The organism is Pseudomonas sp. 15C (assembly GCF_055484735.1).
This window is the reverse complement of the sequence record NZ_JBUDGD010000009.1, coordinates 1-22,449: the sequence shown is the minus strand read 5'-3', so window position 1 is coordinate 22,449 and position 22,449 is coordinate 1. Positions and strand designations below refer to the sequence as shown.

The 22,449-nt window shown below is 61.0% G+C and carries 17 protein-coding genes and 4 tRNA genes; 2 read left to right on the top strand and 19 right to left on the bottom strand.

Going from position 1 to position 22,449, the window contains the following annotated elements; all coding sequences use genetic code 11:
- The first annotated feature begins 113 nt into the window (after positions 1 to 113).
- Entirely contained in the window at positions 114 to 644 is a 531-nt protein-coding gene (locus ACYYKW_RS07230; protein ID WP_093106850.1) for a GAF domain-containing protein, read from the top strand.
- 126 nt (positions 645 to 770) lie between these two features.
- Here ACYYKW_RS07230 and ACYYKW_RS07225 read toward each other — a convergent pair.
- Positions 771 to 847: transfer RNA gene (locus tag ACYYKW_RS07225), tRNA-Val, on the bottom strand.
- Positions 848 to 1,030: 183 nt separating this feature from the next.
- Between ACYYKW_RS07225 and ACYYKW_RS07220 the strand changes: the two genes are divergently transcribed.
- On the top strand, positions 1,031 to 2,314 hold the full coding sequence (locus tag ACYYKW_RS07220; RefSeq protein WP_093102807.1) for an NAD(P)/FAD-dependent oxidoreductase: 1,284 nt from the start codon (positions 1,031 to 1,033) through the stop codon (positions 2,312 to 2,314).
- A 45-nt stretch (positions 2,315 to 2,359) separates the two neighbouring features.
- Here ACYYKW_RS07220 and ACYYKW_RS07215 read toward each other — a convergent pair whose 3' ends face one another.
- The 18 genes from ACYYKW_RS07215 to ACYYKW_RS07130 all read right to left on the bottom strand — a co-directional run bounded on the left by ACYYKW_RS07215 (position 2,360) and on the right by ACYYKW_RS07130 (position 21,958).
- Positions 2,360 to 3,331: an XdhC family protein gene (locus tag ACYYKW_RS07215; RefSeq protein ID WP_464989746.1), complete on the bottom strand. Its 972-nt coding sequence runs from the start codon at positions 3,329 to 3,331 to the stop codon at positions 2,360 to 2,362.
- Between the two features lies 1 nt (position 3,332).
- Positions 3,333 to 4,568: a c-type cytochrome gene (locus tag ACYYKW_RS07210; RefSeq protein WP_464989745.1), complete on the bottom strand. Its 1,236-nt coding sequence runs from the start codon at positions 4,566 to 4,568 to the stop codon at positions 3,333 to 3,335.
- A 2-nt stretch (positions 4,569 to 4,570) separates the two neighbouring features.
- The gene (locus ACYYKW_RS07205; protein ID WP_464989744.1) at positions 4,571 to 5,110 is read right to left on the bottom strand and encodes a (2Fe-2S)-binding protein; all 540 of its coding nucleotides are present in this window, start codon (positions 5,108 to 5,110) and stop codon (positions 4,571 to 4,573) included.
- On the bottom strand, positions 5,103 to 7,934 hold the full coding sequence (locus tag ACYYKW_RS07200; RefSeq protein ID WP_464989743.1) for a xanthine dehydrogenase family protein molybdopterin-binding subunit: 2,832 nt from the start codon (positions 7,932 to 7,934) through the stop codon (positions 5,103 to 5,105). Before ACYYKW_RS07200 ends, ACYYKW_RS07205 begins: the two co-directional genes overlap by 8 nt.
- 474 nt (positions 7,935 to 8,408) lie before the next feature.
- A tRNA-Asp gene (locus ACYYKW_RS07195) sits at positions 8,409 to 8,485 on the bottom strand.
- Between the two features lie 93 nt (positions 8,486 to 8,578).
- Positions 8,579 to 8,655: transfer RNA gene (locus ACYYKW_RS07190), tRNA-Asp, on the bottom strand.
- Between the two features lie 55 nt (positions 8,656 to 8,710).
- Positions 8,711 to 8,786, bottom strand: a tRNA-Val gene (locus ACYYKW_RS07185).
- 168 nt (positions 8,787 to 8,954) lie between these two features.
- Complete coding sequence (locus ACYYKW_RS07180; protein WP_464989742.1) at positions 8,955 to 9,731, bottom strand: SDR family oxidoreductase; 777 nt, start codon at positions 9,729 to 9,731, stop codon at positions 8,955 to 8,957.
- The gene (locus ACYYKW_RS07175) at positions 9,728 to 10,939 is read right to left on the bottom strand and encodes an O-succinylhomoserine sulfhydrylase (RefSeq protein WP_093102822.1); all 1,212 of its coding nucleotides are present in this window, start codon (positions 10,937 to 10,939) and stop codon (positions 9,728 to 9,730) included. Before ACYYKW_RS07175 ends, ACYYKW_RS07180 begins: the two co-directional genes overlap by 4 nt.
- Positions 10,940 to 11,012: 73 nt before the next feature.
- Positions 11,013 to 12,518, bottom strand: coding sequence for an amidophosphoribosyltransferase (gene purF, locus ACYYKW_RS07170; protein WP_090282656.1), 1,506 nt, complete (start codon positions 12,516 to 12,518; stop codon positions 11,013 to 11,015).
- A gap of 41 nt (positions 12,519 to 12,559) precedes the next feature.
- The gene (locus ACYYKW_RS07165; RefSeq protein WP_090282655.1) at positions 12,560 to 13,120 is read right to left on the bottom strand and encodes a CvpA family protein; all 561 of its coding nucleotides are present in this window, start codon (positions 13,118 to 13,120) and stop codon (positions 12,560 to 12,562) included.
- A gap of 98 nt (positions 13,121 to 13,218) precedes the next feature.
- Positions 13,219 to 13,884: an SPOR domain-containing protein gene (locus tag ACYYKW_RS07160; RefSeq protein ID WP_464989741.1), complete on the bottom strand. Its 666-nt coding sequence runs from the start codon at positions 13,882 to 13,884 to the stop codon at positions 13,219 to 13,221.
- On the bottom strand, positions 13,868 to 15,175 hold the full coding sequence (folC, locus tag ACYYKW_RS07155) for a bifunctional tetrahydrofolate synthase/dihydrofolate synthase (protein WP_464989740.1): 1,308 nt from the start codon (positions 15,173 to 15,175) through the stop codon (positions 13,868 to 13,870). Before folC ends, ACYYKW_RS07160 begins: the two co-directional genes overlap by 17 nt.
- The gene (accD, locus tag ACYYKW_RS07150) at positions 15,172 to 16,092 is read right to left on the bottom strand and encodes an acetyl-CoA carboxylase, carboxyltransferase subunit beta (RefSeq protein WP_090282652.1); all 921 of its coding nucleotides are present in this window, start codon (positions 16,090 to 16,092) and stop codon (positions 15,172 to 15,174) included. The genes folC and accD overlap by 4 nt, the downstream gene beginning before the upstream one ends.
- 206 nt (positions 16,093 to 16,298) lie before the next feature.
- Positions 16,299 to 16,922 (bottom strand): phosphoribosylanthranilate isomerase, encoded by a 624-nt coding sequence (locus tag ACYYKW_RS07145; RefSeq protein WP_093102831.1) that lies wholly within the window; start codon positions 16,920 to 16,922, stop codon positions 16,299 to 16,301.
- A 63-nt stretch (positions 16,923 to 16,985) separates the two neighbouring features.
- Entirely contained in the window at positions 16,986 to 17,810 is an 825-nt protein-coding gene (gene truA, locus ACYYKW_RS07140; RefSeq protein WP_047600206.1) for a tRNA pseudouridine(38-40) synthase TruA, read from the bottom strand.
- 261 nt (positions 17,811 to 18,071) lie between these two features.
- On the bottom strand, positions 18,072 to 20,738 hold the full coding sequence (locus tag ACYYKW_RS07135) for a motility hub landmark protein FimV (protein WP_464989739.1): 2,667 nt from the start codon (positions 20,736 to 20,738) through the stop codon (positions 18,072 to 18,074).
- Positions 20,739 to 20,947: 209 nt separating this feature from the next.
- Positions 20,948 to 21,958 (bottom strand): aspartate-semialdehyde dehydrogenase, encoded by a 1,011-nt coding sequence (locus ACYYKW_RS07130; protein ID WP_090282648.1) that lies wholly within the window; start codon positions 21,956 to 21,958, stop codon positions 20,948 to 20,950.
- Between the last annotated feature and the right edge of the window lie 491 nt (positions 21,959 to 22,449).

The following is a 22,449-nucleotide window of genomic DNA, read 5'->3' as shown; positions in this document are numbered from 1 at the left end:
CTGTGACAAAGGCCCGCGAGGAAGGCTACGCTAACGCCGCTGGCAAGAACCTTGGTAAATACGATGTCAGGGACAGACCCGGCAACGCAGAAGCAATCCGGAGATTTGAACGTATGGAAATGAGTGAGACTGTTCTCAAAGCATCCCTGAGTGCAGAAGAGCGCTCGGCGATTGCCGAAATCGAAGCAACAACCAATATCTTGCAGCTCGTAACGCGCTTGACCGGAACACGCTTTGCCGGGATCGCAAAATTTACCGAAACCGAATGGATAGTTTGCTCGGCGTACGATCCGATCGAGCTGGGTATCAACGTCGGCGATACCCTGGATCTGGAGACCACGCTTTGCAGCGAATTTCGGCGCGATCCCAAGGTGCTTTTCCTGCCGAAAATCAGTGAAGACGGTCGGCTTTGCTCGCGTCCAGTGGTGAAACAATTTGCGATCGAGAGCTATGCAGGAGCACCTGTTTTCTTGCCGGATGGCCGGCTGTGGGGTGCTCTATGCGCGCTGGACTCTCGGGCGGTGCTGTTCGATAACCCGGACCTCGCCGAAACACTGACGCTGTTCGCAAGGCTGATAGGCTGCATATTCTTCACAAATCTGGCGGGAGAAGAAAACGGACGCAGTAATCCGCAGAGCGCCTGACCGTACACGCCTGAAAGCCCTTTCATTTACGTAGGTCACCAAGCGGATTTGGCAAATTCCAGACAACAAAAAAGGGCTCACCTTTCGGTGAGCCCTTTCAGACCGCCCAGCAGAGCGGATTTTGTTTGGTAGGCGCGATTGGACTCGAACCAACGACCCCCACCATGTCAAGGTGGTGCTCTAACCAACTGAGCTACGTGCCTGCTGTGAGGCGGCATTCTACGGAATTCCGGAGGGGTGTCAACACCTTTTTTTCACCTAACCCTATGAATATGCAAAATATTTGATTTGCCCCCGGCAACACGGTTTTTCCGGTGGCTGGCGGAGGTTTTTCAACTCGGGTAGGATCGGCGCACTCGTAAAATATATTAAACAGAGGCGGCAGGATGGCGAACACCCCTTACCCAGAATCGTATTACGCTGCGTCGGCCAACGCCGCGCCGTCCCGTCCGGCGCTACAGGATGATGTGGAGACGGATGTCTGTGTGATTGGCGCCGGGTACACCGGGCTGTCCTCGGCGCTGTTTCTGCTGGAGAACGGTTTTCGCGTAACCGTGCTGGAAGCGGCCAGGGTCGGCTTCGGCGCTTCGGGGCGCAATGGCGGGCAGATCGTCAACAGTTACAGCCGGGACATTGACGTGATCGAACGCAGCGTCGGTCCGAAGCAAGCGCAATTGCTTGGGCAGATGGCCTTTGAGGGCGGTCGGATCATTCGCGAGCGTGTGGCCAAATACAATATTCAATGCGATTTGAAGGACGGCGGCGTGTTCGCCGCGCTTACACCCAAGCAGATGGGCCATCTGGAATCGCAGAAGCGCCTCTGGGAGCGTTTTGGCCACACCCAGCTTGAGCTGCTGGATCAGCGTCGTATTCGTGAAGTCGTCGGTTGTGAGCAATACGTCGGCGGCATGCTCGACATGAGCGGCGGGCATATCCATCCGCTGAACCTGGCGCTCGGCGAAGCGGCAGCCGTTGAGTCCCTCGGCGGCATTATTCATGAACAGTCGCCGGCAGTGCGTATTGAACGCGGTGCCAATCCGGTTGTGCATACGCCGCAGGGCAAGGTCAGGGCCAAGTTCATCATCGTTGCTGGCAATGCCTACCTCGGCAACCTGGTACCGGAGCTAGCAGCCAAATCGATGCCGTGCGGCACTCAGGTGATCACCACCGAGCCGTTGGGCGATGAGTTGGCCAAAGCACTGCTGCCGCAGGACTATTGCGTTGAAGACTGCAACTACCTGCTCGACTACTACCGCCTGACGAGTGACAAACGCCTGATCTTCGGCGGCGGTGTGGTGTATGGCGCGCGTGACCCGGCCAATATCGAGGCGATTATCCGCCCGAAAATGCTCAAGGCTTTTCCGCAGCTCAAGGATGTGAAGATTGACTACGCCTGGACCGGAAACTTCCTGCTGACGCTGTCGCGTTTGCCGCAGGTCGGACGCCTTGGCGACAACATCTATTACTCGCAAGGTTGCAGCGGCCATGGCGTCACGTATACGCACCTGGCGGGCAAGGTGTTAGCCGAAGCGTTGCGCGGTCAGGCCGAGCGTTTCGATGCGTTCGCCGACCTGCCGCATTACCCGTTCCCCGGCGGGCAGCTGCTGCGCACACCGTTCGCCGCACTCGGCGCGTGGTATTACGGATTGCGCGACAAATTCGGAATGTAAAAAAAGGGGCCGCTGAACAGCGGCCCTTTTTTCATGAAACGTGACTCAGAGCTGGTCCCGAGGAATCCCGCTACGAATCCGCACGATATCCGCCAGCACCGCCAAGGCGATTTCCACTGGGGTCTTGCTGCCAAGATTGAGACCGATCGGCGCATGAATCCGCGCCAGCTCGCCCTCCCCCAGTCCGCCAATCCGACGCAAACGCTCGAAGCGCTTTTGCGAAGTCTGCAGTGAACCCATCACGCCGATGTAGAACGCTTCGGTGCGCACCGCTTCCATCATTGCCAGATCGTCGATGCGTGGATCATGAGTCAGCGCCACCACCGCGGTATCACGATGACAGCCGCCGTCAGCAATGAACACCGACGGCAACTGCCGGCGAATTTCCACGCCATCGAGTATGACTCCCTCAAGCACTTCATCGCGCGGGTCGCAGAGAATCACCTCGAAGCCCAGGCCTACGGCGAACTCGGCGCACGCCTGCGCGACGCTGGAATACCCGGCGAGCAACAAGCGCTGCGCCGCGCCGATACGAATGCGTACCCGATCAAGCTCGCGCTCGATCCGCGCGCCCTGCTCGCGGTCAGCGAACAGTCTGCGCGCACCATCGGCCAAATCGACCTCACGAATCAGACGACGCTGACCGAGCAGCGCCGATTGCAGTTCGCGCAGATGCGCCTGCACCTCGCAATCGGCATCCAGTTTTTCCACCAGCACATCAAGAATGCCGCCACAGGGCAGACTGACCCGCGAGCGCGGATCGCCACCCTCGCCGTAACGCACAACGTTGACGGGATCGTGAAACGCACCCTCGGCGACTCGCTGGAGAAAATCTTCCTCGACGCAACCACCGGACAGCGATCCGATCCACTGCCCGCCGTCATTCACCGCCAACAGCGAACCCGGCGCGCGCGGTGCCGAGCCATAGGTCGCCAGCACCGTGCACAGCCAGATGCGCTGCCCGGCCTGTGACCACTCCAGCGCCCGGCGCACCACTTGCAGATCGAGATGCTGCATGTCAGTGCGCCTTGTGCTCGATCGACGGTGCGTCGGCTTGCAGCTTCTGCACCTCGCTCACCGCCAGCTCTGCCGATTGCCCGCCCCAGCCTTGACGCAGGTAGTTGAGCAGATCGGTCAGTTGCTCAGGACTGAGCTTGCCGGCAAATCCCGGCATTGGTTGCATGTGCTCGAACCCGGAAAACTTCTGTTCGCCGATGCCGTCCTCGATCACCCGCAGCAGGTTACGCGGGTCTTCCAGACGCAACGTGGTGTTGCCGCGCATGGCCACCGCGATGTGCGGCTTGCCTTCGCCGCCCGCCGCGTGACAACCGGCGCAGACGTTCAGGTATTCCTGACGACCGCGCTGGGCACTGGCACCGAGCTGCTCGACTGGCACTTCAACCAGCGCCTTTGCTGCCGGCGGTTGCTCGCCCAGCAGGAAAGTCGCCATGGCCGCCAGATCCGGATCCTTGAGACCCTGGGTGCTGTTGTGAAACACCGGGAACATCTCGTTGAACATCGTGCCCTGCGCACTCATGCCGTGCTTAAGAAACGTCGCCAGATCCTGCTGGTTCCAGCCGCGCGCAGCCAGATCGGTGGCGAGCAGGCTCGGCGCCAGGTAGCCGTTGAGGATGCCGCCAGTCAAGCGCTTGTCCAGCTGCATTGCGCCCGGCAGGCCGCGCGGGGTATGGCATTCGCCGCAGTGGCCGAGCACTTCGACCATGTACTGGCCGCGCTTCCACGCTTCGCTTTTGCCTTCGGCCGGTTCCAGCTTCAGAGCGCTGCCATAGAGCATGTTCCAGCCCATCAGGCCCGGGCGCACGTTAAACGGAAAACTCAGGCTGGTGACCGGCGCGGCACGCTCGATCGGCTCGATGGTTTTCAGATAGGCATGAATCGCATCGGAGTCTGCGCGCGGCATCAGGTGATACGAGGTATACGGCATCGCCGGATACAGGTTCGCCCCGTCGCGCCGCTTGCCTTCGGTCAGCGCAGCGAAGAATTCGTCATCGTTGTACAAACCGATGCCGTATTTCTTGCTCGGAGTGATGTTGGTGCCGTAGATCGTGCCGAACGGCGAGACGATCGGCAGTCCGCCGGCAAATGGCGCACCACCGGCGGCGGTGTGGCAGGCCATGCAATCGGCGGCGCGGGCGAGGTATTCGCCGCGTTTGACTTGCTCATCGGCATGGGCAAACAACACTGGCGCGGCAAGGCCGACCGCCAGCGTCAGGCGGGTCAGTAAACGCTTCATGTTCAACCCTCCTTGACCAGGCCGAGATCGGTCAGCACGTTGCGGGTGGCGTTGTAATAACGCACGTACCCGGTGCAACGGCAGACGTGATGGCCGAGGCTGTCCTCGATGACTTGTTCCAGCTGGCTTTTGACGATTGGCTGACGCTGCAGCTTTTCCACCAATACCGTCGCGGCGTTGACGAAGCCCGGCGCGCAGTAGCTGCACTGGAAGGCGAACTCATCGACGAAGCGTTGCTGGATCGGATTCAGCTCAGTGACCTGGCCCTGCTCGTCACGCTTGGCGTGGGCCTCGATGGTGCGAACCTTTTTGCCCTCGAAATAATGTGCGCCGGTGATGCAGGTGCGCACTTCTTCGCTGGTGCCGTCCGGGTTGTCGACGATCACCACGCAGGCGTGGCAGATGCCCTGGCCACAGCCCAGACGCGAACCGGTGAGGTTTTTGTATTCGTGCAGATAGTCGATCATCGGCAGGTCATCAGGGATGTCCACCGGGCCGACGGATTGACCATTGAGGATCAGTTGAAGCGGACGGTTAGCCATTGAGGGCCTCCTTGATGCGCGCAGCAGTGATGGGCAGGTCGCGAACACGTTTACCGATGGCGTGTGCCACGGCGTTACCGATGGCGCCGACAATCGGGATCATCACCACTTCGGCGATGCCCTTGGACGGATCGCTCGGTGACAGCGGCGGCAGAATTTCCGCGGTCTGCTTCCACACCGCAACGTGACGGGCCATCGGCAAGCGATAACGGTTGAAGTTCCAGTCACCCTCCCCCGGCCCGCCTTCGTACAGCGGCATTTCTTCCATCAAAGCGTGCCCGATGCCCATGGCGATGCCGCCTTCGAGCTGGCCCTTGACCAGTTCTTCGACCAGCACGCGGCCGCACTCGACCCACGAATGGTGGTTGAGCACTTCAACTTCTGCAGAACCTTTATTGACCTTAAGCTCGACCAGCGTGGCGACCGGGCTGTAGTACGTCACCGCGGCGTTATTCAACTGCACCACCGGGTAGTTGATGTTCTGGCGATCGAGCAAATGGAAACCGGCGCTGTTCATCTGCGCCTTTTTCGCTTGCGGCGCGCCATCACCGTACTTCACCGCCAGACCGTCAAGCGGCAGGCGCTCGCGTACACCGTCGATGCTGTATTCAGCCTCGGCCCAGCTCCAGCGGTTGAAACCGTGCACGGTGGCCGCGGTGACCAGACCGCGTTCGTGAGCGCGCTTGGCCAGTTCTTCGAAGCTCAGCGGTTGCATGCCGTTGGCGGTCAGTTTGCCGTCGACCCAGTGCGCATCTTCGCGACGCACCACGTAAGGGTTGGCCTGGCCGCCATGCGGGCCCTGACGCCAGATCTCCAGCGCCGCTGGCCACAGTCCATGATTGAACAGCACGCGCGCCGCTTCCCGGGTGGCGTGGCTGAAGTAGTAGGCCGAGTTGGTCGCCGACGATGCCGAAGCCAATTTGCCGACCCAACGCGGGTTGCGCAGCAGGTTGTCCTGCTCGGCCTGGCTCATGATGTAAGGGTTGCCACTGGTGATCAGCTGCATTTCCTTCCATTCGGTTTCGCCGGTTTTCACTTCATGGGCCGGGCTGCCGAGGAAATCGGCAACCACCAGCGCTTGCGAGGTGGACATGCCAGTGCCGATTTCGATGCCGATGTGGCGAAGGCTGATGCGCCCGTCAGCGTTGAACTCGATGCTGGCCATCGGCGCTTCGGAACCGGTGCCGAAGTCTTTCTGGCAAATGGCGAAACCGACGCCGTACCAGTTGTCCGGGTCTGCCGCTTCGCGCTGCTGCTTGATCGCGTTGCGGTTTTTCCAGACTTGGTGCACCGCGGCCTTGTCGAGAATTTCGTGCAGGCGCAGTGCACCGGCAGGAATCGCGCCCTGGGTGTTTTTCATGCCCGAACGCAGGGCGTTCTTGCGCCGCAGATCAATTGCGTCGACGCCGAGGCGATCGGCGATTTCATCGACCATCATTTCGGTCGATGCCATGCTCTGCAATGTGCCGTAACCGCGCATCGAGCCTGCTTCCACCGCACGTGAGTGGTACGCCGTGACCTGCAGATCGTTCTGCGGCATGTAGTAGATCGACTGCGCCGCTGTTGCACCAACCGCCGCCACCGACGGGCTGTAGTTGACCCGACCGCCACCGTCGACGCTCATTTCAGCGCGGAAGATCTTGAAGGTGTAGTCGTTCTTGTCCACGGCCAACTGGTAGCGGATGTCGAACGGGTGACGCTTGATGCCGCTCTGAAATTGCTCGTAGCGGTCGTTGGCCAGACGCACCGGCACCCCAGCGCCATACAGCGCAGCGAGGGCTGCGTAGTAGACGAAAATGTTGTGGTCCTTGGAGCCATAACCGACGGTGTAACCCGGGTGCATGTTCAGATTGGCGAGGCCAAAACGCGACGGCGCGATCATTTTCGCGGTCTCGGTCGCTACTTCCAGCGGGCACTGGGTGGCCACGACGAAGTGCAGGGTCTTGGTCTGCGGATCGTACCAGCCGTTGCCGTTGTCCGGTTCCAGCGCGGCCGGCTCGATCGATGGGGTCTTGTAGCGCTCGTCGAACACCAGCCAGTTGTCCGGCGGCGTATCGATCTCTTTCTTCATGCGCTCGGCGTAGAACAGGCCGCGCTCGGTCAGGTTGCCGTGCAGGTTCGGCTGGGAATTCCACACCGGGCGACGGTTTTTCAGCATCGGGAACAGGATCGAGTCCTTCAGGCTGGCAAACTCGTCTTCATCCGCCGAGGTCGGGCCGCCGACACGTACGTAGCGGAAGCTGCCGTAGGGATCGCCTTCGTAGAACGGCACCTTGTCGCCGTAACGAATCGCTTTGTCGTTGAATTTGAGCTGGTTCTTGGCCTGACGGAAACGCTCGAAATCGTTCCAGATCAGGATCGCCACCGGGTGGCCGATGAACATCGGTACCTTGCCTTCCGGCAGCAGCGGATCAGGGGCGTGCTCTTCGGGGAAGACGATGCCGTCCTTGTCCAGGTCAGCGGCGGTGACGATGCGGTCCGGCTGCAACTCGGTGCCGAGCCAGGACAGGTCGAAGCCGTTGTAGATTCGGTCAGCCTTGATGGTTTTCAGCAACATGGCGTGGCCTTGCTGGTGCGGCCAGCCCGGCATGTCTTTGGAGCGGATGTCGCGGGCAAACACTTTGCTGCCGCAGACCTTGGACAAGGCATCGTTTCGCTGACGCGCCTTGCCATTGTGGCCGAGCCACTGCTCGGACGGCACAGTGACGCTGTTTTCCATCAAGGCAGCCAGCGCCTGACTGCTGAGCGGCGTGAGCGTGACGCTCACACCCGCCACCAGCCCGCCCTGGAGGAACGAGCGCCGGGATATTTCACGGTTGGACATGGATCATCCTCTGGGCGGTTATATATCCGCCCTTGTGGTTATCTACTGGGGATCTCGAGTCTTGCAGAAGCCCTTTCTGGCGAAGCAAAGAGCTGTGTTGACAGTGCAAAGCTGACCGAAAGGTTAACTTTAAAGGTTTCCGAGGCCGCAGCAAACAACCAGACACAAAAAAGCTGACCAAATAATCAAAAAATCAATGCGGCGTGGTATCGCAGCAACTGATTTGAAAATCGAATCCTGTAGGAGTGAGCCTGCTCGCGATTGCGATTCTTCAGTCACAAAGTTGGCGACTGGACTACCGCGATCGCGAGCAGGCTCACTCCTACAAGGGATTTGCGCTGGATTCAGGAGGGAAGATCAAATTTCAGACACAAAAAACCCCGGTCTTTCGACCAGGGTCTTTGCTATCGATTCCGAATCAACCGTTGGCTGACTTCGGTGCTTCAAGGCGTTCAGTGGTCCTTGGAGCAGATATGGCGCAGCGGACGGGACTCGAACCCGCGACCCCCGGCGTGACAGGCCGGTATTCTAACCGACTGAACTACCGCTGCGTATCGCTTTGAGCTTGCGCTCAAGTAACTCGTTTTGACTGCAGGCTTCGGTGCTCTGCAATCGCGAACCAGATTGCTCTGACTCGTAAAATATGGCGCAGCGGACGGGACTCGAACCCGCGACCCCCGGCGTGACAGGCCGGTATTCTAACCGACTGAACTACCGCTGCGCGTCGGTGCAGGCACTTTCAGCCTACGCTCTTGCTTGCGCAAGTTTCTCGGGAGTGGTGGGTGATGACGGGATCGAACCGCCGACATTCTGCTTGTAAGGCAGACGCTCTCCCAGCTGAGCTAATCACCCGTTTGCATCTCCGAGGCCGCGAAATTTACGCAGGTAGCGAACCTAAGTCAATAGCAGGATTGAAGTTTTTCTGAAAAAGACAGAATCGAGTCATTCCCGGAATAAAGCATCAACCCTGAAACCGCTATCGCGAGCAGGCTCGCTCCTACAGGATCGCGGCTTCGCCCATTATTCCGTGTAAATCATTTTCTTGGTCATGCCGCCATCGACGACGAATTCCTGCCCGGTGACGAACCCGGCATTCCTCGACAGCAGCCACGCCACCATCGCCGCGACGTCTTCGACCGTGCCTACCCTGCCCGCCGGATGCTGGGCATGATCGGCATCTGCCAAGGGTTCGGCGCGCCGCGCAGAGGGGTCGCGCGCATCGATCCAGCCGGGGCTGACGGCGTTGACGCGAATCTCCGGGCCGAGGCTGATTGCAAGCGCGTGAGTCAGTGCCAGCAGCCCGCCCTTGCTTGCCGCATACGCTTCGCTATCTGCTTCGGACTGACGGGCGCGGGTCGAGGCCAGATTGACGATCGAACCGTTGTGCGCGCGCAGGTACGGTGCACAGTGCTTGGCCAGCAGCATCGGCCCGCTGAGGTTCACCGCCAGCACGCGATTCCAGTACGCCAGATCAAGGCTTTCCAGGGTGATGTTATGGGGGTCAGCCACAGCGGCGTTGCAAACCAGCGCATCGAGCCGGCCAAACTGCCCCAGCACCTCAGCTACGCCGAGGGCGACCTGATTTTCGTCGGCGACATCCATGGCGATGAACCAGGCATTTTCACCCAACACCTTCGCCACTTTCGAGCCGCGCGTGCGATCGAGATCGGTCAGCACCACTTGCCAGCCTTCGCTGATCAGCCAGGCCGAGATCCCCAGACCGATGCCCCGCGCGGCCCCCGTGACCAGCGCAACGCGGCCATGGGTGCCTGCGGTCGGCGTAGACAATTCGATCACAACGCAGCCAGACCGCGCGCCAGATCGGCCTGCAGGTCAGCCACATCTTCCAGACCGACCGCAATGCGGATCAGGCTGTCACGAATACCCGCCGCTTCGCGCTCCTGCGGCGCCAGACGGCCGTGGGAGGTGGTGCTTGGATGGGTAATCGTGGTCTTGCTGTCGCCCAGGTTAGCGGTGATCGAAATCAGTCGAGTGGCGTCGATAAAGCGCCAGGCGCCCTCCTTGCCCCCCTTGACCTCAAAACTCACCACCGCACCGAAGGCCTTCTGCTGGCGCTGTGCCAGTTCGTGCTGCGGATGGCTTTTCAGACCGGCGTAATGGACCTTCTCGATGCCTTCCTGCTGTTCCAGCCATTCGGCCAGCTCCTGCGCGTTGGCGCAATGCGCCTTCATGCGAAGGTTGAGGGTTTCCAGACCCTTGAGGAAAATCCATGCATTGAACGGGCTCAGCGTCGGCCCGGCGGTACGCAGAAAGCCGACAACTTCTTTCATCTGCTCGCTGCGGCCAGCGACTACACCGCCCATGCAACGACCCTGGCCGTCGATGAATTTGGTCGCCGAATGCACGACGATGTCCGCGCCCATCTTCAGCGGCTGCTGCAACGCCGGGGTGCAGAAGCAGTTATCGACCACCAGCATCGCGCCTTTGGCGTGAGCGATTTCCGCCAGCGCGGCAATATCGACCAGCTCGGCCAGCGGATTGGAGGGCGACTCGACAAACAGTAGCTTGGTGTTGGACTTGATCGCCGCATCCCACGCCGACAGATCAGCGAGGGGCACGTAATCGACTTGCACACCGAAGCGCTTGAAGTACTTCTCGAACAGGCTGATGGTCGAACCGAACACACTGCGCGAAACCAGCACGTGGTCACCGGCACTGCACAGGCTCATGACCACTGCCATGATCGCCGCCATGCCGGTGGCGGTCGCAACGGCCTGCTCGGCACCTTCCAGCGCAGCGATGCGCTCTTCGAATGCGCGCACGGTCGGGTTGGTGTAGCGCGAGTAGACGTTGCCCGGCACTTCTCCGGCAAACCGTGCGGCCGCATCGGCGGCGGTACGGAACACGTAGCTGGAGGTGAAGAACATCGGATCGCCGTGCTCGCCTTCCGGCGTACGGTGCTGACCGGCGCGTACGGCCAGAGTATCGAACGCTACGCCTTCGAGATCGCTGTCCAGCCGACCGGCATCCCATTCCTGACTCATGCTGTCACTCCTTGCCCTGTTCTCGAAAATTGACTATCAGATACAAAACCGGCCCCTCAGGGCCGGTAGAAACTCAGTTGTTGTACAGATCGATGATCGCACTGACCGCCTGGGTCTTGACCTTCGAGGCATCGTTGCGTGCCTGTTCGATCTTGTTCAGGTAGGCCTCGTCGACGTCGCCGGTAACGTACTTGCCGTCAAACACCGCACAATCGAACTGCTCGATCTTGATCTTGCCGCCACCGACCGCTTCGATCAAGTCCGGCAGATCCTGATAGATCAACCAGTCAGCGCCGATCAGATCCGCCACGTCCTGAGTCGAACGATTGTGCGCGATCAGTTCGTGCGCGCTCGGCATGTCGATGCCGTACACGTTCGGGAAGCGTACCGCCGGCGCCGCCGAGCAGAAGTAGACGTTTTTCGCGCCGGCTTCGCGGGCCATCTGGATAATCTGCTTGCACGTGGTGCCGCGCACGATCGAGTCGTCAACCAACATCACGTTCTTGCCACGGAATTCCAGCTCGATGGCGTTGAGCTTCTGGCGCACCGACTTTTTGCGAGCCGCCTGGCCGGGCATGATGAAGGTCCGGCCGATGTAGCGGTTCTTGACGAAACCTTCGCGGAATTTCACGCCCAGATGATTGGCCAGTTCCAGTGCCGCGGTACGGCTGGTGTCCGGAATCGGGATGACCACGTCGATATCGTGCTCCGGACGCTCGCGCTGGATCTTTTCGGCGAGCTTCTCACCCATGCGCAGACGCGCCTTGTAGACCGAAACGCCATCAATGATTGAATCCGGACGCGCCAGGTAGACGTGCTCGAAGATGCATGGGGTCAGCGACGGGTTGGTCGCGCACTGACGGGTGTGCAGCTTGCCGTCTTCGGTGATGTACACCGCTTCGCCCGGCGCGAGGTCGCGAATCAGGGTGAAACCGAGCACATCCAGCGAAACGCTTTCCGAGGCGATCATGTACTCGACGCCTTCGTCGGTGTGACGCTGGCCGAACACAATCGGACGGATGCCGTGCGGATCGCGGAAACCGACGATGCCGTAACCGGTGACCATGGCCACGACCGCGTAACCACCGACGCAGCGGTTGTGCACGTCAGTCACGGCGGCAAACACGTCTTCTTCGGTCGGTTGCAGCTTGCCGCGCTGGGCCAGCTCGTGGGCGAACACGTTGAGCAGCACTTCCGAGTCGGAACTGGTGTTGACGTGACGCAGATCGGACTCGTAGATTTCCTTGGCCAACTGTTCAACGTTGGTCAGGTTGCCGTTGTGCGCCAGGGTGATGCCGTAAGGCGAGTTGACGTAGAACGGCTGGGCTTCGGCCGAAGTCGAGCTGCCCGCCGTCGGGTAACGGACGTGGCCGATACCCATGTGGCCGACCAGACGCTGCATGTGACGCTGCTGGAACACGTCACGCACCAGGCCATTGTCCTTGCGCAGGAACAACCGGCCATCATGGCTGGTCACGATACCGGCAGCGTCCTGGCCGCGGTGCTGGAGCACGGTTAGCGCGTCATACAGCGCCTGATTGACGTTCGACTTACCGACGATACCGACGATGCCACACATGCGACGCAACCCCTACTTAATGGATCTGAACTGAACAACACTCACTGAGGCGTTTTCGCCGCCGGCAAGAGTTGCTCCTTGAACGGAATATCAGCGGGTACGCTGATTCCGCTGGCAAGCCACTGACTGCTCCACCCGAGAATCAGGTTTTTGGACCAGTCGGCGACCAATAGAAACTTGGGTACGAGCTGTGATTCTTTCCACCACCCGTCCTGCTGTACCGGCCCCAGGCTCAACAGCCCGACCGCCACGACCACCAGCAACACGCCACGCGCTGCGCCGAAGGCCATGCCGAGGAATCGATCGGTCCCGGACAACCCGGTGACGCGAACCAATTCGCCGATAAGATAATTGATCATTGCGCCCACGATCAGTGTGGCGACAAACATGATGGCACAGCCCGCGATCACGCGAGCCGATGGAGTTTCGATGTATCCGGCGAGGTACTCGGACAATGAGCCACCGAACATCCAGGCGACGGCTCCTGCGATGATCCAGGTCACCAGCGATAATGCTTCCTTGACGAAGCCGCGGCTCAGACTGATCAAAGCGGAGATGGCGATGATTGCAACGATCGCCCAGTCAACCCAGGTAAATGGCACAGTGCAGCCTACAGACGGATAAGGCGGCGCATTTTAGCAGAGCGCATGCCTCTCGGTAAGCTGCGATTTCCTGTGCTTTTCAATCGAGGCGATAGTTTTTAACCGCGCTCGGGCTGGAAACGCACGACAAAGCCCTTGAGGTTCTGCTGGCGACTGAGCAGATCGCGCAGACGATCGGCTTCGGCACGCTCGATCAGCGGGCCGACGAACACCCGATTCTTGCCGTCGGCAGAACGGATGTAGGCGTTATAGCCCTGACTACGCAGATTTTTCTGCAGGCTTTCGGCGCTGGCGCGGCTCGACAGACTGGCCAGTTGCACCGACCAGCTCACGGATAGACCGTTGGCATCGACGCGACTTTGCGCCGGATCAGGCTTGGTCGACGATGAAGTGATCGGCTGCGCCGGTGCCGGAATCGGCTTGGACACCGCAGGCGGCGCTGCCGGCTTGGCGATGGCGATAGGCGCAGCGGGTGCCGGCGCTGGTGCCGCGGGCGCTGCTGGAGCTGCCGGCGTCGTGTCTGCGGCGACCTCTTCATCGGTTGGCACAGGCTCTTGCGGCAAGGCTTGTGGTTCCGGCACGGCCACCGGCTCCATCTGCACCTGCGGCACGACCGGCGCTTGCGGCGCAGCGGGCGCATCGACAGTCACCTGGCGCTGCTCGTCCTGACGAGAAAACAGCATCGGCAGGAAAATCACCGCCAGCGCCACCAGCACCAGTGCGCCAACCATGCGCTGCTTGTACGCTTTATCCAGCAAAGCCATTTGCCGCTTCCTCCGTGGAGCGCCGGGACAGCCATTCAAGGGCCTCGGCGACACAATAAAATGAGCCGAACAACAGAATCTCGTCGTCAGCGGTCGCGAGCGCGCACTGCCCTTCCAAAGCGGCGGCGACACTGTCGTAAGACGTGACCGAGGCGCCAAGCCCCTGCAGCGCCGCGTGCAATTCGGCAACCGGACGCGCACGCGGCGAATCCAGCGGCGCCACCGCCCAGTGCTGGACACTAGCATTCAATTCGCCGACAACACCATCCAGATCCTTGTCGGCCAGCAAACCGAACACCGCCAGACGCTTGCCGAGCGGCGGACGCGTGGCCAGGCGACCTGCCAGGTATTCAGCGGCATGCGGATTGTGGCCGACATCGAGCAACAGGTTCAGACGCTTGCCGTTCCACTCGAAGGTCCGCCGATCGAGGCGCCCGACCACGCGCGTTGCCTGCAACGCGGCCACGATCTGCTGCGCATCCCAGGGTAACCCAAGCAACAGGTACGCCTGCAAGGCCAGCGCCGCGTTCTCCATCGGCAGATCGAGCAGCGGCAAATCGCGCAGCTCAACCACTTGCCCCTGCGCATCGGTCCCGCGCCACTGCCAGAACCGGTCAGTGACACCGAGATCGAAATCACGCCCGCGCAAGAAGAACGGGCACGCCAGTTCACGTGCCTTGTCGAGCAGCGGTTGCGGAGGATTGAGATCGCCGCACAAGGCGGGCTTGCCCTGGCGGAAGATACCGGCCTTCTCGAACGCCACGGACTCGCGGGTATCACCCAGATAATCAGCGTGATCGACGCCAATACTGGTCACTAGCGCGATGTCGGCATCGACCACGTTGACCGTGTCCAGCCGCCCGCCCAAGCCGACTTCCAGCACCACCGCGTCCAGACCGGCCTGTTGAAACAGCCAGAACGCCGCCAGCGTGCCCATTTCGAAGTAAGTCAGGGAAGTGTCGCCACGCCCGGCCTCGACGGCGGCAAACGCCTGGCACAACTGTGCATCAGTGGCTTCGACGCCATTGAGCTGCACCCGCTCGTTGTAACGCAGCAGGTGCGGAGAATTGTAGACACCAACGTCCAGGCCTTGCGCACGCAGCAATGCAGCCACGAATGCGCAGGTGGAACCCTTGCCATTGGTGCCGGTAACCGTGATCACCCGAGGCGCCGGCTGGCCCAGCCCCATGCGGGACGCTACCTGTTGCGAACGCTCCAGCCCCATGTCGATGGCCGATGGATGCAACTGCTCAAGGTAGGCGAGCCATTCGCCAAGGGTGCGCTCGGTCATAGGCCGGCAGGGACCGGCGGTACGACGATCGGCTCGACGGGCGCAGCGACGAATTTCGGCGTCGGCTTGCCAGTCATTTGCGCCAGCAGGTTGCCCAGACGCGGACGCAGTTCCTGACGATGGATGATCATGTCGATCGCGCCGTGCTCCAGCAGGAACTCGCTGCGCTGGAAACCTTCCGGCAGTTTTTCCCGCACGGTTTGTTCGATCACGCGCGGACCAGCGAAGCCGATCAGGGCTTTCGGCTCACCGACGATGACGTCGCCGAGCATCGCCAGACTGGCGGAAACGCCGCCGTAGACCGGGTCGGTCAGCACCGAGATGAACGGAATGCCTTCTTCGCGCAGACGCGCCAGCACGGCCGAAGTCTTGGCCATCTGCATCAGCGAGATCAGCGCTTCCTGCATGCGCGCACCGCCGGAAGCGGCGAAGCAGATCATCGGGCAACGGTTTTCCAGCGCGTAGTTGGCAGCACGGACAAAGCGCTCACCGACAATGGCGCCCATCGAACCGCCCATGAAATTGAATTCGAAAGCCGAAACCACCACCGGCATGCCCAGCAACGTGCCGCTGACCGAGATCAGCGCGTCTTTCTCGCCGGTCTGCTTCTGCGCTGCGGTCAGGCGGTCTTTGTATTTCTTGCCGTCGCGGAATTTCAGACGGTCAACCGGCTCCAGATCGGCGCCCAGTTCATTGCGACCTTCGGCATCGAGGAAAATATCGATGCGCGCGCGTGCGCCGATGCGCATGTGGTGGTTGCACTTTGGGCAGACATCCAGGGTCTTTTCCAGCTCCGGACGGTACAGCACAGCCTCGCACGAAGGGCATTTGTGCCACAGACCTTCAGGCACCGAGCTCTTCTTGACCTCCGAGCGCATGATCGAAGGGATCAGTTTGTCTACTAACCAGTTGCTCATGCTTTCTTTCTCCAGTACCGGCGGCCCGAACGCTCTGGTTCGCAGCCCCGCGTATGCCCTTGAGCTAAATTCATGTGTGTGGCGATGATTGCCGCTAGCCACGATCAGCGCGAAACATGACCTGCGTGCGAAACGGCAACCCTCAGCCGCGCCTGCTGTGTGCAGGTGCATTGATGGACGGCGGCAGACTGCCAGCCGTCACATCCTTATGGTGCTTTGCGTACCGCCTCGATGAATGCCCGAATCCTGGCGTGATCCTTGATGCCCTTGCTCTGCTCCACCCCGCCGCTGACATCCACCGCGTAAGGTTTTACCCGTGCGACCGCGTCGGCAATGTTCTCGGGAGTCAGCCCGCCCGCCAGAATCAACGGCTTGCTCAAATGCTGCGGGATCAGTGACCAGTCGAATGCTTCTCCGGTTCCGCCGGGCACGCCTTCAACGTAAGTGTCGAGCAGCACGCCGCTGGCGCCCGGATAGGCATCGCAGGCCGCTGCGATGTCATCGCCCGCCTTGACCCGCAGCGCCTTGATATACGGACGATGCCAGCCTTCACAGTCCTCGGCGGCTTCGTCACCATGGAACTGCAACAGGTCCAGCGGCACCGCATCGAGGATTTCCCCCAATTCGCAGCGGCTGGCGTTGACGAACAGACCGACCGTGGTAACGAATGGAGGCAGCGCCTGAATGATCGCCCGGGCCTGCTGCACGCTGACCGCCCGCGGACTTTTGGCATAGAACACCAGGCCGATCGCGTCGGCCCCGGCCTCAACCGCGGCGAGCGCATCTTCGATGCGGGTAATCCCGCAAATCTTGCTGCGAACGGCTGACATGTGGAAACACTCCGAGGCTAAAACCGGGAAAGTCCCGGATGGTAACAAAAGCGTTCGAAGGCGTCAGCCGTCAAGTTCGGAGAAACCCGTAAGGAAATGTGGCCCGATGAAACGTTCCGGCAGCGGGAATTCATCGTGGTATTCGACTTGCACCAGGTACAAGCCGTAAGGATGCGCGGTCACCCCCCCGGAGCGCCGCTCACGGCTTTCCAGCACTTCCTTCATCCACTCGACCGGGCGCTCGCCCGCACCGATGGTCATCAGCACACCGGCAATATTGCGCACCATGTGGTGCAAAAAGGCATTGGCGCGGATATCCAGCACGATCATTTTGCCGTGCCGGGTCACGCGCAGGTGATGCATCTTCTTGATCGGTGACTTGGCCTGGCACTGGCCGGCACGAAACGCACTGAAATCGTGAGTGCCAATCAGGTACTGCGCGGCCTCGGCCATGCGCTCGACATCCAGCGGACGGTGATTCCAGGTGATTTCTTCATTGAGATGCGCCGGGCGGATCTGGTCGTTATAGATCACATACCGATAACGCCGGGCGATCGCCTTGAAGCGTGCATGAAAATGCGCCGGCATCACCCGCGCCCAGCTGACGCTGATGTCATGGGGCAGATTGATGTTGGCGCCCATGACCCAGGCCTTCAGCGAACGATCGACCTGAGTGTCGAAATGCACCACTTGCCCGCAGGCATGCACGCCGGCGTCGGTACGCCCGGCGCACTGCAGGGAAACCGGCGAGTTGGCGACTTTCGACAAGGCCTTTTCGAGTTCTTCCTGCACCGTAGCAACACCCGTCAGCTGCCGCTGCCAGCCGCTGTAGCGCGAGCCTTTGTACTCGACGCCCAACGCGACGCGGTAAAAGCCGTCGGGGGCCATTTCGGCGACCGGGTTATCTATGTTAGCCAAGGTGGGACAGCCTGCTGTGTTTGCAAAGGCGGGCATTATAAGGCGGTGGTTCAGGGATGCCAGACTTCTCTATCGCCATCAACGGCCCCATCGCGAGCAGGCTCACTCCTACATTTGGAATGCGTTCCTGTAGGAGTGAGCCTGCTCGCGATAGCAATAGTCCAGACAACACACCATCGGGCACAAACAAAAACGGCAGCCTATGGCTGCCGCTTTGCTTCAACGCAGAACCTACGCCAGGTTGGAAAGCATATCCTTGGCCTCGCCCCGCTGGGTTTCATTACCCTCGGTCAACACTTCATTGAGGATGTCGCGCGCGCCGTCGGCGTCGCCCATGTCGATGTAGGCCTGAGCGAGATCGAGCTTGGTCGCCGCTTCGTCAGTACCGGCGAGGAAGTCGAAATCGTCTTCGCCCAGATCGTCACCCAGCGCCGCGTCGGACTCGGTGAAGGTCGGCTCGGCGATGCTTTGCGACAGACGATCGAGCTCGGCGTTGACATCATCCAGTTCGGTGGTAAAGGCGTTCGACTCGGTGGCTGGGTTGCTGTCCATCTCGTCGGCCAGCGACAGATCGAAGTCGGCTGGCAGCTCCAGATCGTCCTGCGGTACGTCGGCCACCACTGGCGCTTCGACTGGCGGCAGATCCTTCACACCTTCATCCAGATCAAGCAGGAACTCGTCTTCAGCCAGGGTTGCTGGTGATGGCTCGGCGCCGAGGTCCATATCAAGGTCGAAGTCCGACAGATCGTCGAGGTTCTCTTTCGCTTCGGTCTGCTGTTGCAGCACCGACTCGAAACTCAGGTCATCGTCGGCCGGAAACGCGTCCAACTCGACCGGTGCTTCAGGCTCGACCACTGGCGCCGGTTCAACCGGGGTGATGTTGTCGAGATCGTCCAGGCTCAGGTCGAAGGCACTGTCCAGGTCATCTTCAGCCGGCGCAGGCGCTTCAGGCTCGTCCAGCAGCAGGTCCTTGACGTATTGCGCGTCCAGCTCGGCGGCGACCGCCGCAGCGGCCAGACCGCCCGCAGCCACCAATGCCATCGCCGGAAAGCGGCTTTTCAGCGCTTCAACTTTGGCGAAGTTGTCGCCGTTGGCCACCAGTTGCCGCTCCTGCGCGACGAACGCGTCGCGATCGCCCTGCTGACCGTAGACTTCCATCAGTTTCAGACGCAGGTCACTACGCTCCGGCTCGAGGCTGACGCCCTCCTCCAGCAGAGCGGCAGCCTGATTCAGGCGCCCGGCATTGATATGCGACTGAGCCTTGTCGAGGACGTCATCGGAGCGATCCGCGGCCGGCGCGATCAGCGGCGCGGCAATCGGCTCGGCCATGACCACCGGCGCCACGATCGGCGCAGGAGTCGGCGCGGGCGCAGGTGCCGGGGTATTGAGCTTGACGCTCGCCGCCGGTGTTTCCAGACCTTCAAAGCTGCTTTCCGGCAGATCCTGTTCGGCGGAGAACTCCTGCTCTTCAGCCAGCGCACGAGCCATGCGCACATGCTTCTCGGCTTCCTGCTGGGCTTTGCGGCGACGGGCCAGCAGCAGCAGCAGAAGCAGCAGCACCACTGCACCACCACCGATCAGCCCGAGCAGAATCGGATTGGTCAGCAGTTCATTGAAGGTCTTGTCGCCATCAGCGGCCGGCGTGGTTTCGACAACCGGCTCGACCACTGGCTCGACTGGCGTCTCTGCCGGTGGCGCGATGGCCGATTCCGGAGTGGGCGATGCCGAGGCGGCGTCAGCTGGAGTGGCTGGCGGTGTCGCCGCCAATTCAGCGGTGATTGCCGGTACCGGCGGCACCGCGCCATTAACCCCAGGCGCAGCGCCAGGAGCAGCAACAGCGCCGTCGGCCTGCATCTTCGCCAGTTGATTGTTCTTCAGCTCGATCAGCTTTTGCAGTTTGTCCAACTGGCTTTGCAGATCGGCCATGCGGCTTTTCAGTTCCTCATTGTCACGACGGGTCGTGTCGAGGTTTTCCTGAGTGATTGCCAGTTTGTTGCTCAGCGCCTGAGCGTCGCCGGCGGGGCCCTTGCGGCCAGCCTTGGCGCTTTCGGCGGAGACCAGGCTCAGGTTGTCCTGCGCATTGGGCGCAGCACCGGTATTGACGCGACCGCGATTGGTCGCATCGAGTTGCTGTTGACCGCTGCCCGGCTTGGCCACATAACGCCGGCCCTGACGCCAGGCTTCGTTCTGCGCCGCGACTTCAGCGATGGCTGCGGACTGCGGCAACGCCGTGCTTTGTACCTGATCTGGCAGACGCAATACCTGACCGGTTTTCAGGCGGTTGATGTTGCCACCGATAAACGCATCCGGGTTCAGGGCTTGAATGGCCAGCATGGTCTGCTGCACCGAGCCGCCATTGCGCGCCTTCGCGGCGATTTCCCAGAGGGTATCGCGCGGCGTGGTGGTGTATTGCCCGCGGTGCGTGGCGCCCGTGGTCGGTGCCGCGATGGTTTGCGACGGCGCCGGTTGGGCTGCGGCGTCAGCGGTCTGCGGCGAGAACTTCGATGGATCCAGCAACACGCTGTAATCGCGCAGCAAGCGGCCGTTCGGCCACATCACCTGCACGAGGAATTTCACCATCGGTTCCGACAGCGGTTTGCTCGAAGTCACCCGCAAAACACTTTTGCCGCTGGCGTTGAGCACCGGGGTGAACGTCAGATCATTGAGGAAAGCCTGGCGGTCAACGCCGGCCTTGGCGAAATCTTCAGGTGACGCCAGGCTCGGCACCACTTCTGCCGCGGTGAGGTCCTTGACATCGAGCAGCTCGATTTCAGCCACCAGCGGCTGGTTCAGGGTCGACTTCAGGGTCAGCTCCCCGAGCCCGAGGGCATGCGCCATACCGGAGGACAGCGCCGAGGCGGCCGCTATTGCTAACACCAGTTTGCGAACTTGAACCATAGCCTCATCCTTTGTTTGAACGTTCCTCGGCCAGCGAGAAGCTTTTGAATAGCGCTGCCGTAAGGCATTGCGCGCGACGACGACAGATGTCGCGCGCGATCATTTCTTTGATGCCCCGGAAAGTCCCGGAGGGCTGACACGTCATCGACGTTTCGGATCAAGCATAGCGCTGACCTAGAATCAGTCGACAAATTGTTGCCAAGTATCTTTTACAGCAGGTCTTTTATCAACAATTCAGCCACCTGCACAGCATTGAGCGCTGCACCTTTGCGTACGTTATCTGACGTCAACCACAGATTTAGTTCCGCCGGATCGTCAACACCGAGGCGCACGCGACCGACATACACCACATCCTGCCCCACCGCGTCGCCGACGGCGGTCGGGTAATCACCGGCCTCGACCAGCTCGATGCCCGACGCCGCTTCCAGCGCAGCGTTGACCTTTTCCAGGTCGACAGCCCGTGCGGATTGCAAGGTCACGCTAAAGCTATCGCCAAAAAACACCGGGGCTTGAACGCAAGTTGCGGAAATCTTTAGCGAAGGCTGCGCGAGCACCTGACGCAACTCGCGCACCAGACGCTTTTCCAGCAGCGTGTGGCCCTGCGCATCAGGCGTACCGACCTGGGCCAGCAGGTTGAACGCCATCTGCCGATCGAAGAAGGTCGGCTCAAGCGGACGCATATTCAACAGCTCGGCGGTCTGCCGCGCCAGCTCGGACACGGCTTCGCGACCTTGCGCGGAAACCGCCAGATTGGCGGTGACGTTGACGTATTGCAGATCGAGCAGATCAAGCAATGGCGCCAGCACCACGGCCAGCGACGTCGCCGAAGGGCTTGGGCTGCTGACCTGAAACGGCGCGCTCAGCGTGGCGAGCAGTTCGACATTGGCTTCCGGCACCACTTGCGGCGCCTGATCGGCCGGCAAGGCACCCGACAGGTCGATCAACGAACAACCAGCGGCATGCGCACGGGCCGCATAGCTCAGAGAGACCGCTGCGCCAGCGGCGAAAAACACCAGTTTGACCTTGCTGAAATCGAACTCATCGACTTCCCGCACGCGTACGTTTTTATTGCGAAACAGCACCGAACTGCCAGCCGATTCACTGCTGGCCAGCAGGTGCAGATTGCCAACGGGAAAGTCGCGCTCTTCAAGGATTTGCACGAGGGTTTCGCCGACAGTACCGGTGGCGCCGATCACGGCAATATCTAAGGTCTGGGTCATGCTGCGAGCCTCTGGTGAAACGGGGGGAGCGGCACTTTACCGGGTGGCTGGCGTGCAGGCAATTTTCCCCAGGATTTGCGGTGCGTGTGCCGGCCCCGTTGCGAAGGATGCTGTGGGAGCCAGCCTGCTGAAGATGGCGATGGCTCAGTCCAAAAGTCAAAAGCCCCTCACCCTAGCCCTCTCCCGGAGGGAGAGGGAACTGACCGGGGTGGATGCGGGAGTTACGCCGACATGCAATACCGAGTCGAATTCAGACTTTGAAAAGCACAAGGATCGGCTCCCTCTCCCTCGCGAGAGGGCTGGGCGGGCGGCGTTCCGATGAGGGGCAGCCCCACCACAAATCCAAAGCCAACCACCCGCTTCCAACCACTCAACAATGAGCGTTAGCTCGCGTGCTCTTGATCTTGCTTTTGACTCACCGGCGACATCGGAAGGCTGAGTGGAGGGATTGATCCGGGCGTGGGAGCGCAGCGACCGTCTGGCGCAGCCAG

Bases quoted from the DNA above. Each gene is read 5' to 3' on its own strand.
- folC (WP_464989740.1), bottom strand. From the start codon at position 15,175: ATGACCGAGCGCACCCTTGGCGAATGGCTCGCCTACCTTGAGCAGTTG.
- ACYYKW_RS07215 (WP_464989746.1), bottom strand. From the start codon at position 3,331: ATGCAGCATCTCGATCTGCAAGTGGTGCGCCGGGCGCTGGAGTGGTCA.
- ACYYKW_RS07145 (WP_093102831.1), bottom strand. From the start codon at position 16,922: ATGTCAGCCGTTCGCAGCAAGATTTGCGGGATTACCCGCATCGAAGAT.
- ACYYKW_RS07160 (WP_464989741.1), bottom strand. From the start codon at position 13,884: ATGGCTTTGCTGGATAAAGCGTACAAGCAGCGCATGGTTGGCGCACTG.
- ACYYKW_RS07230 (WP_093106850.1), top strand. From the start codon at position 114: ATGGAAATGAGTGAGACTGTTCTCAAAGCATCCCTGAGTGCAGAAGAG.
- purF (WP_090282656.1), bottom strand. From the start codon at position 12,518: ATGTGTGGCATCGTCGGTATCGTCGGTAAGTCGAACGTCAATCAGGCG.
- ACYYKW_RS07205 (WP_464989744.1), bottom strand. From the start codon at position 5,110: ATGGCTAACCGTCCGCTTCAACTGATCCTCAATGGTCAATCCGTCGGC.
- ACYYKW_RS07130 (WP_090282648.1), bottom strand. From the start codon at position 21,958: ATGACCCAGACCTTAGATATTGCCGTGATCGGCGCCACCGGTACTGTC.
- accD (WP_090282652.1), bottom strand. From the start codon at position 16,092: ATGAGCAACTGGTTAGTAGACAAACTGATCCCTTCGATCATGCGCTCG.
- ACYYKW_RS07175 (WP_093102822.1), bottom strand. From the start codon at position 10,939: ATGAGTCAGGAATGGGATGCCGGTCGGCTGGACAGCGATCTCGAAGGC.
- ACYYKW_RS07200 (WP_464989743.1), bottom strand. From the start codon at position 7,934: ATGTCCAACCGTGAAATATCCCGGCGCTCGTTCCTCCAGGGCGGGCTG.
- ACYYKW_RS07220 (WP_093102807.1), top strand. From the start codon at position 1,031: ATGGCGAACACCCCTTACCCAGAATCGTATTACGCTGCGTCGGCCAAC.
- ACYYKW_RS07210 (WP_464989745.1), bottom strand. From the start codon at position 4,568: ATGAAGCGTTTACTGACCCGCCTGACGCTGGCGGTCGGCCTTGCCGCG.
- truA (WP_047600206.1), bottom strand. From the start codon at position 17,810: ATGGCCCCCGACGGCTTTTACCGCGTCGCGTTGGGCGTCGAGTACAAA.
- ACYYKW_RS07135 (WP_464989739.1), bottom strand. From the start codon at position 20,738: ATGGTTCAAGTTCGCAAACTGGTGTTAGCAATAGCGGCCGCCTCGGCG.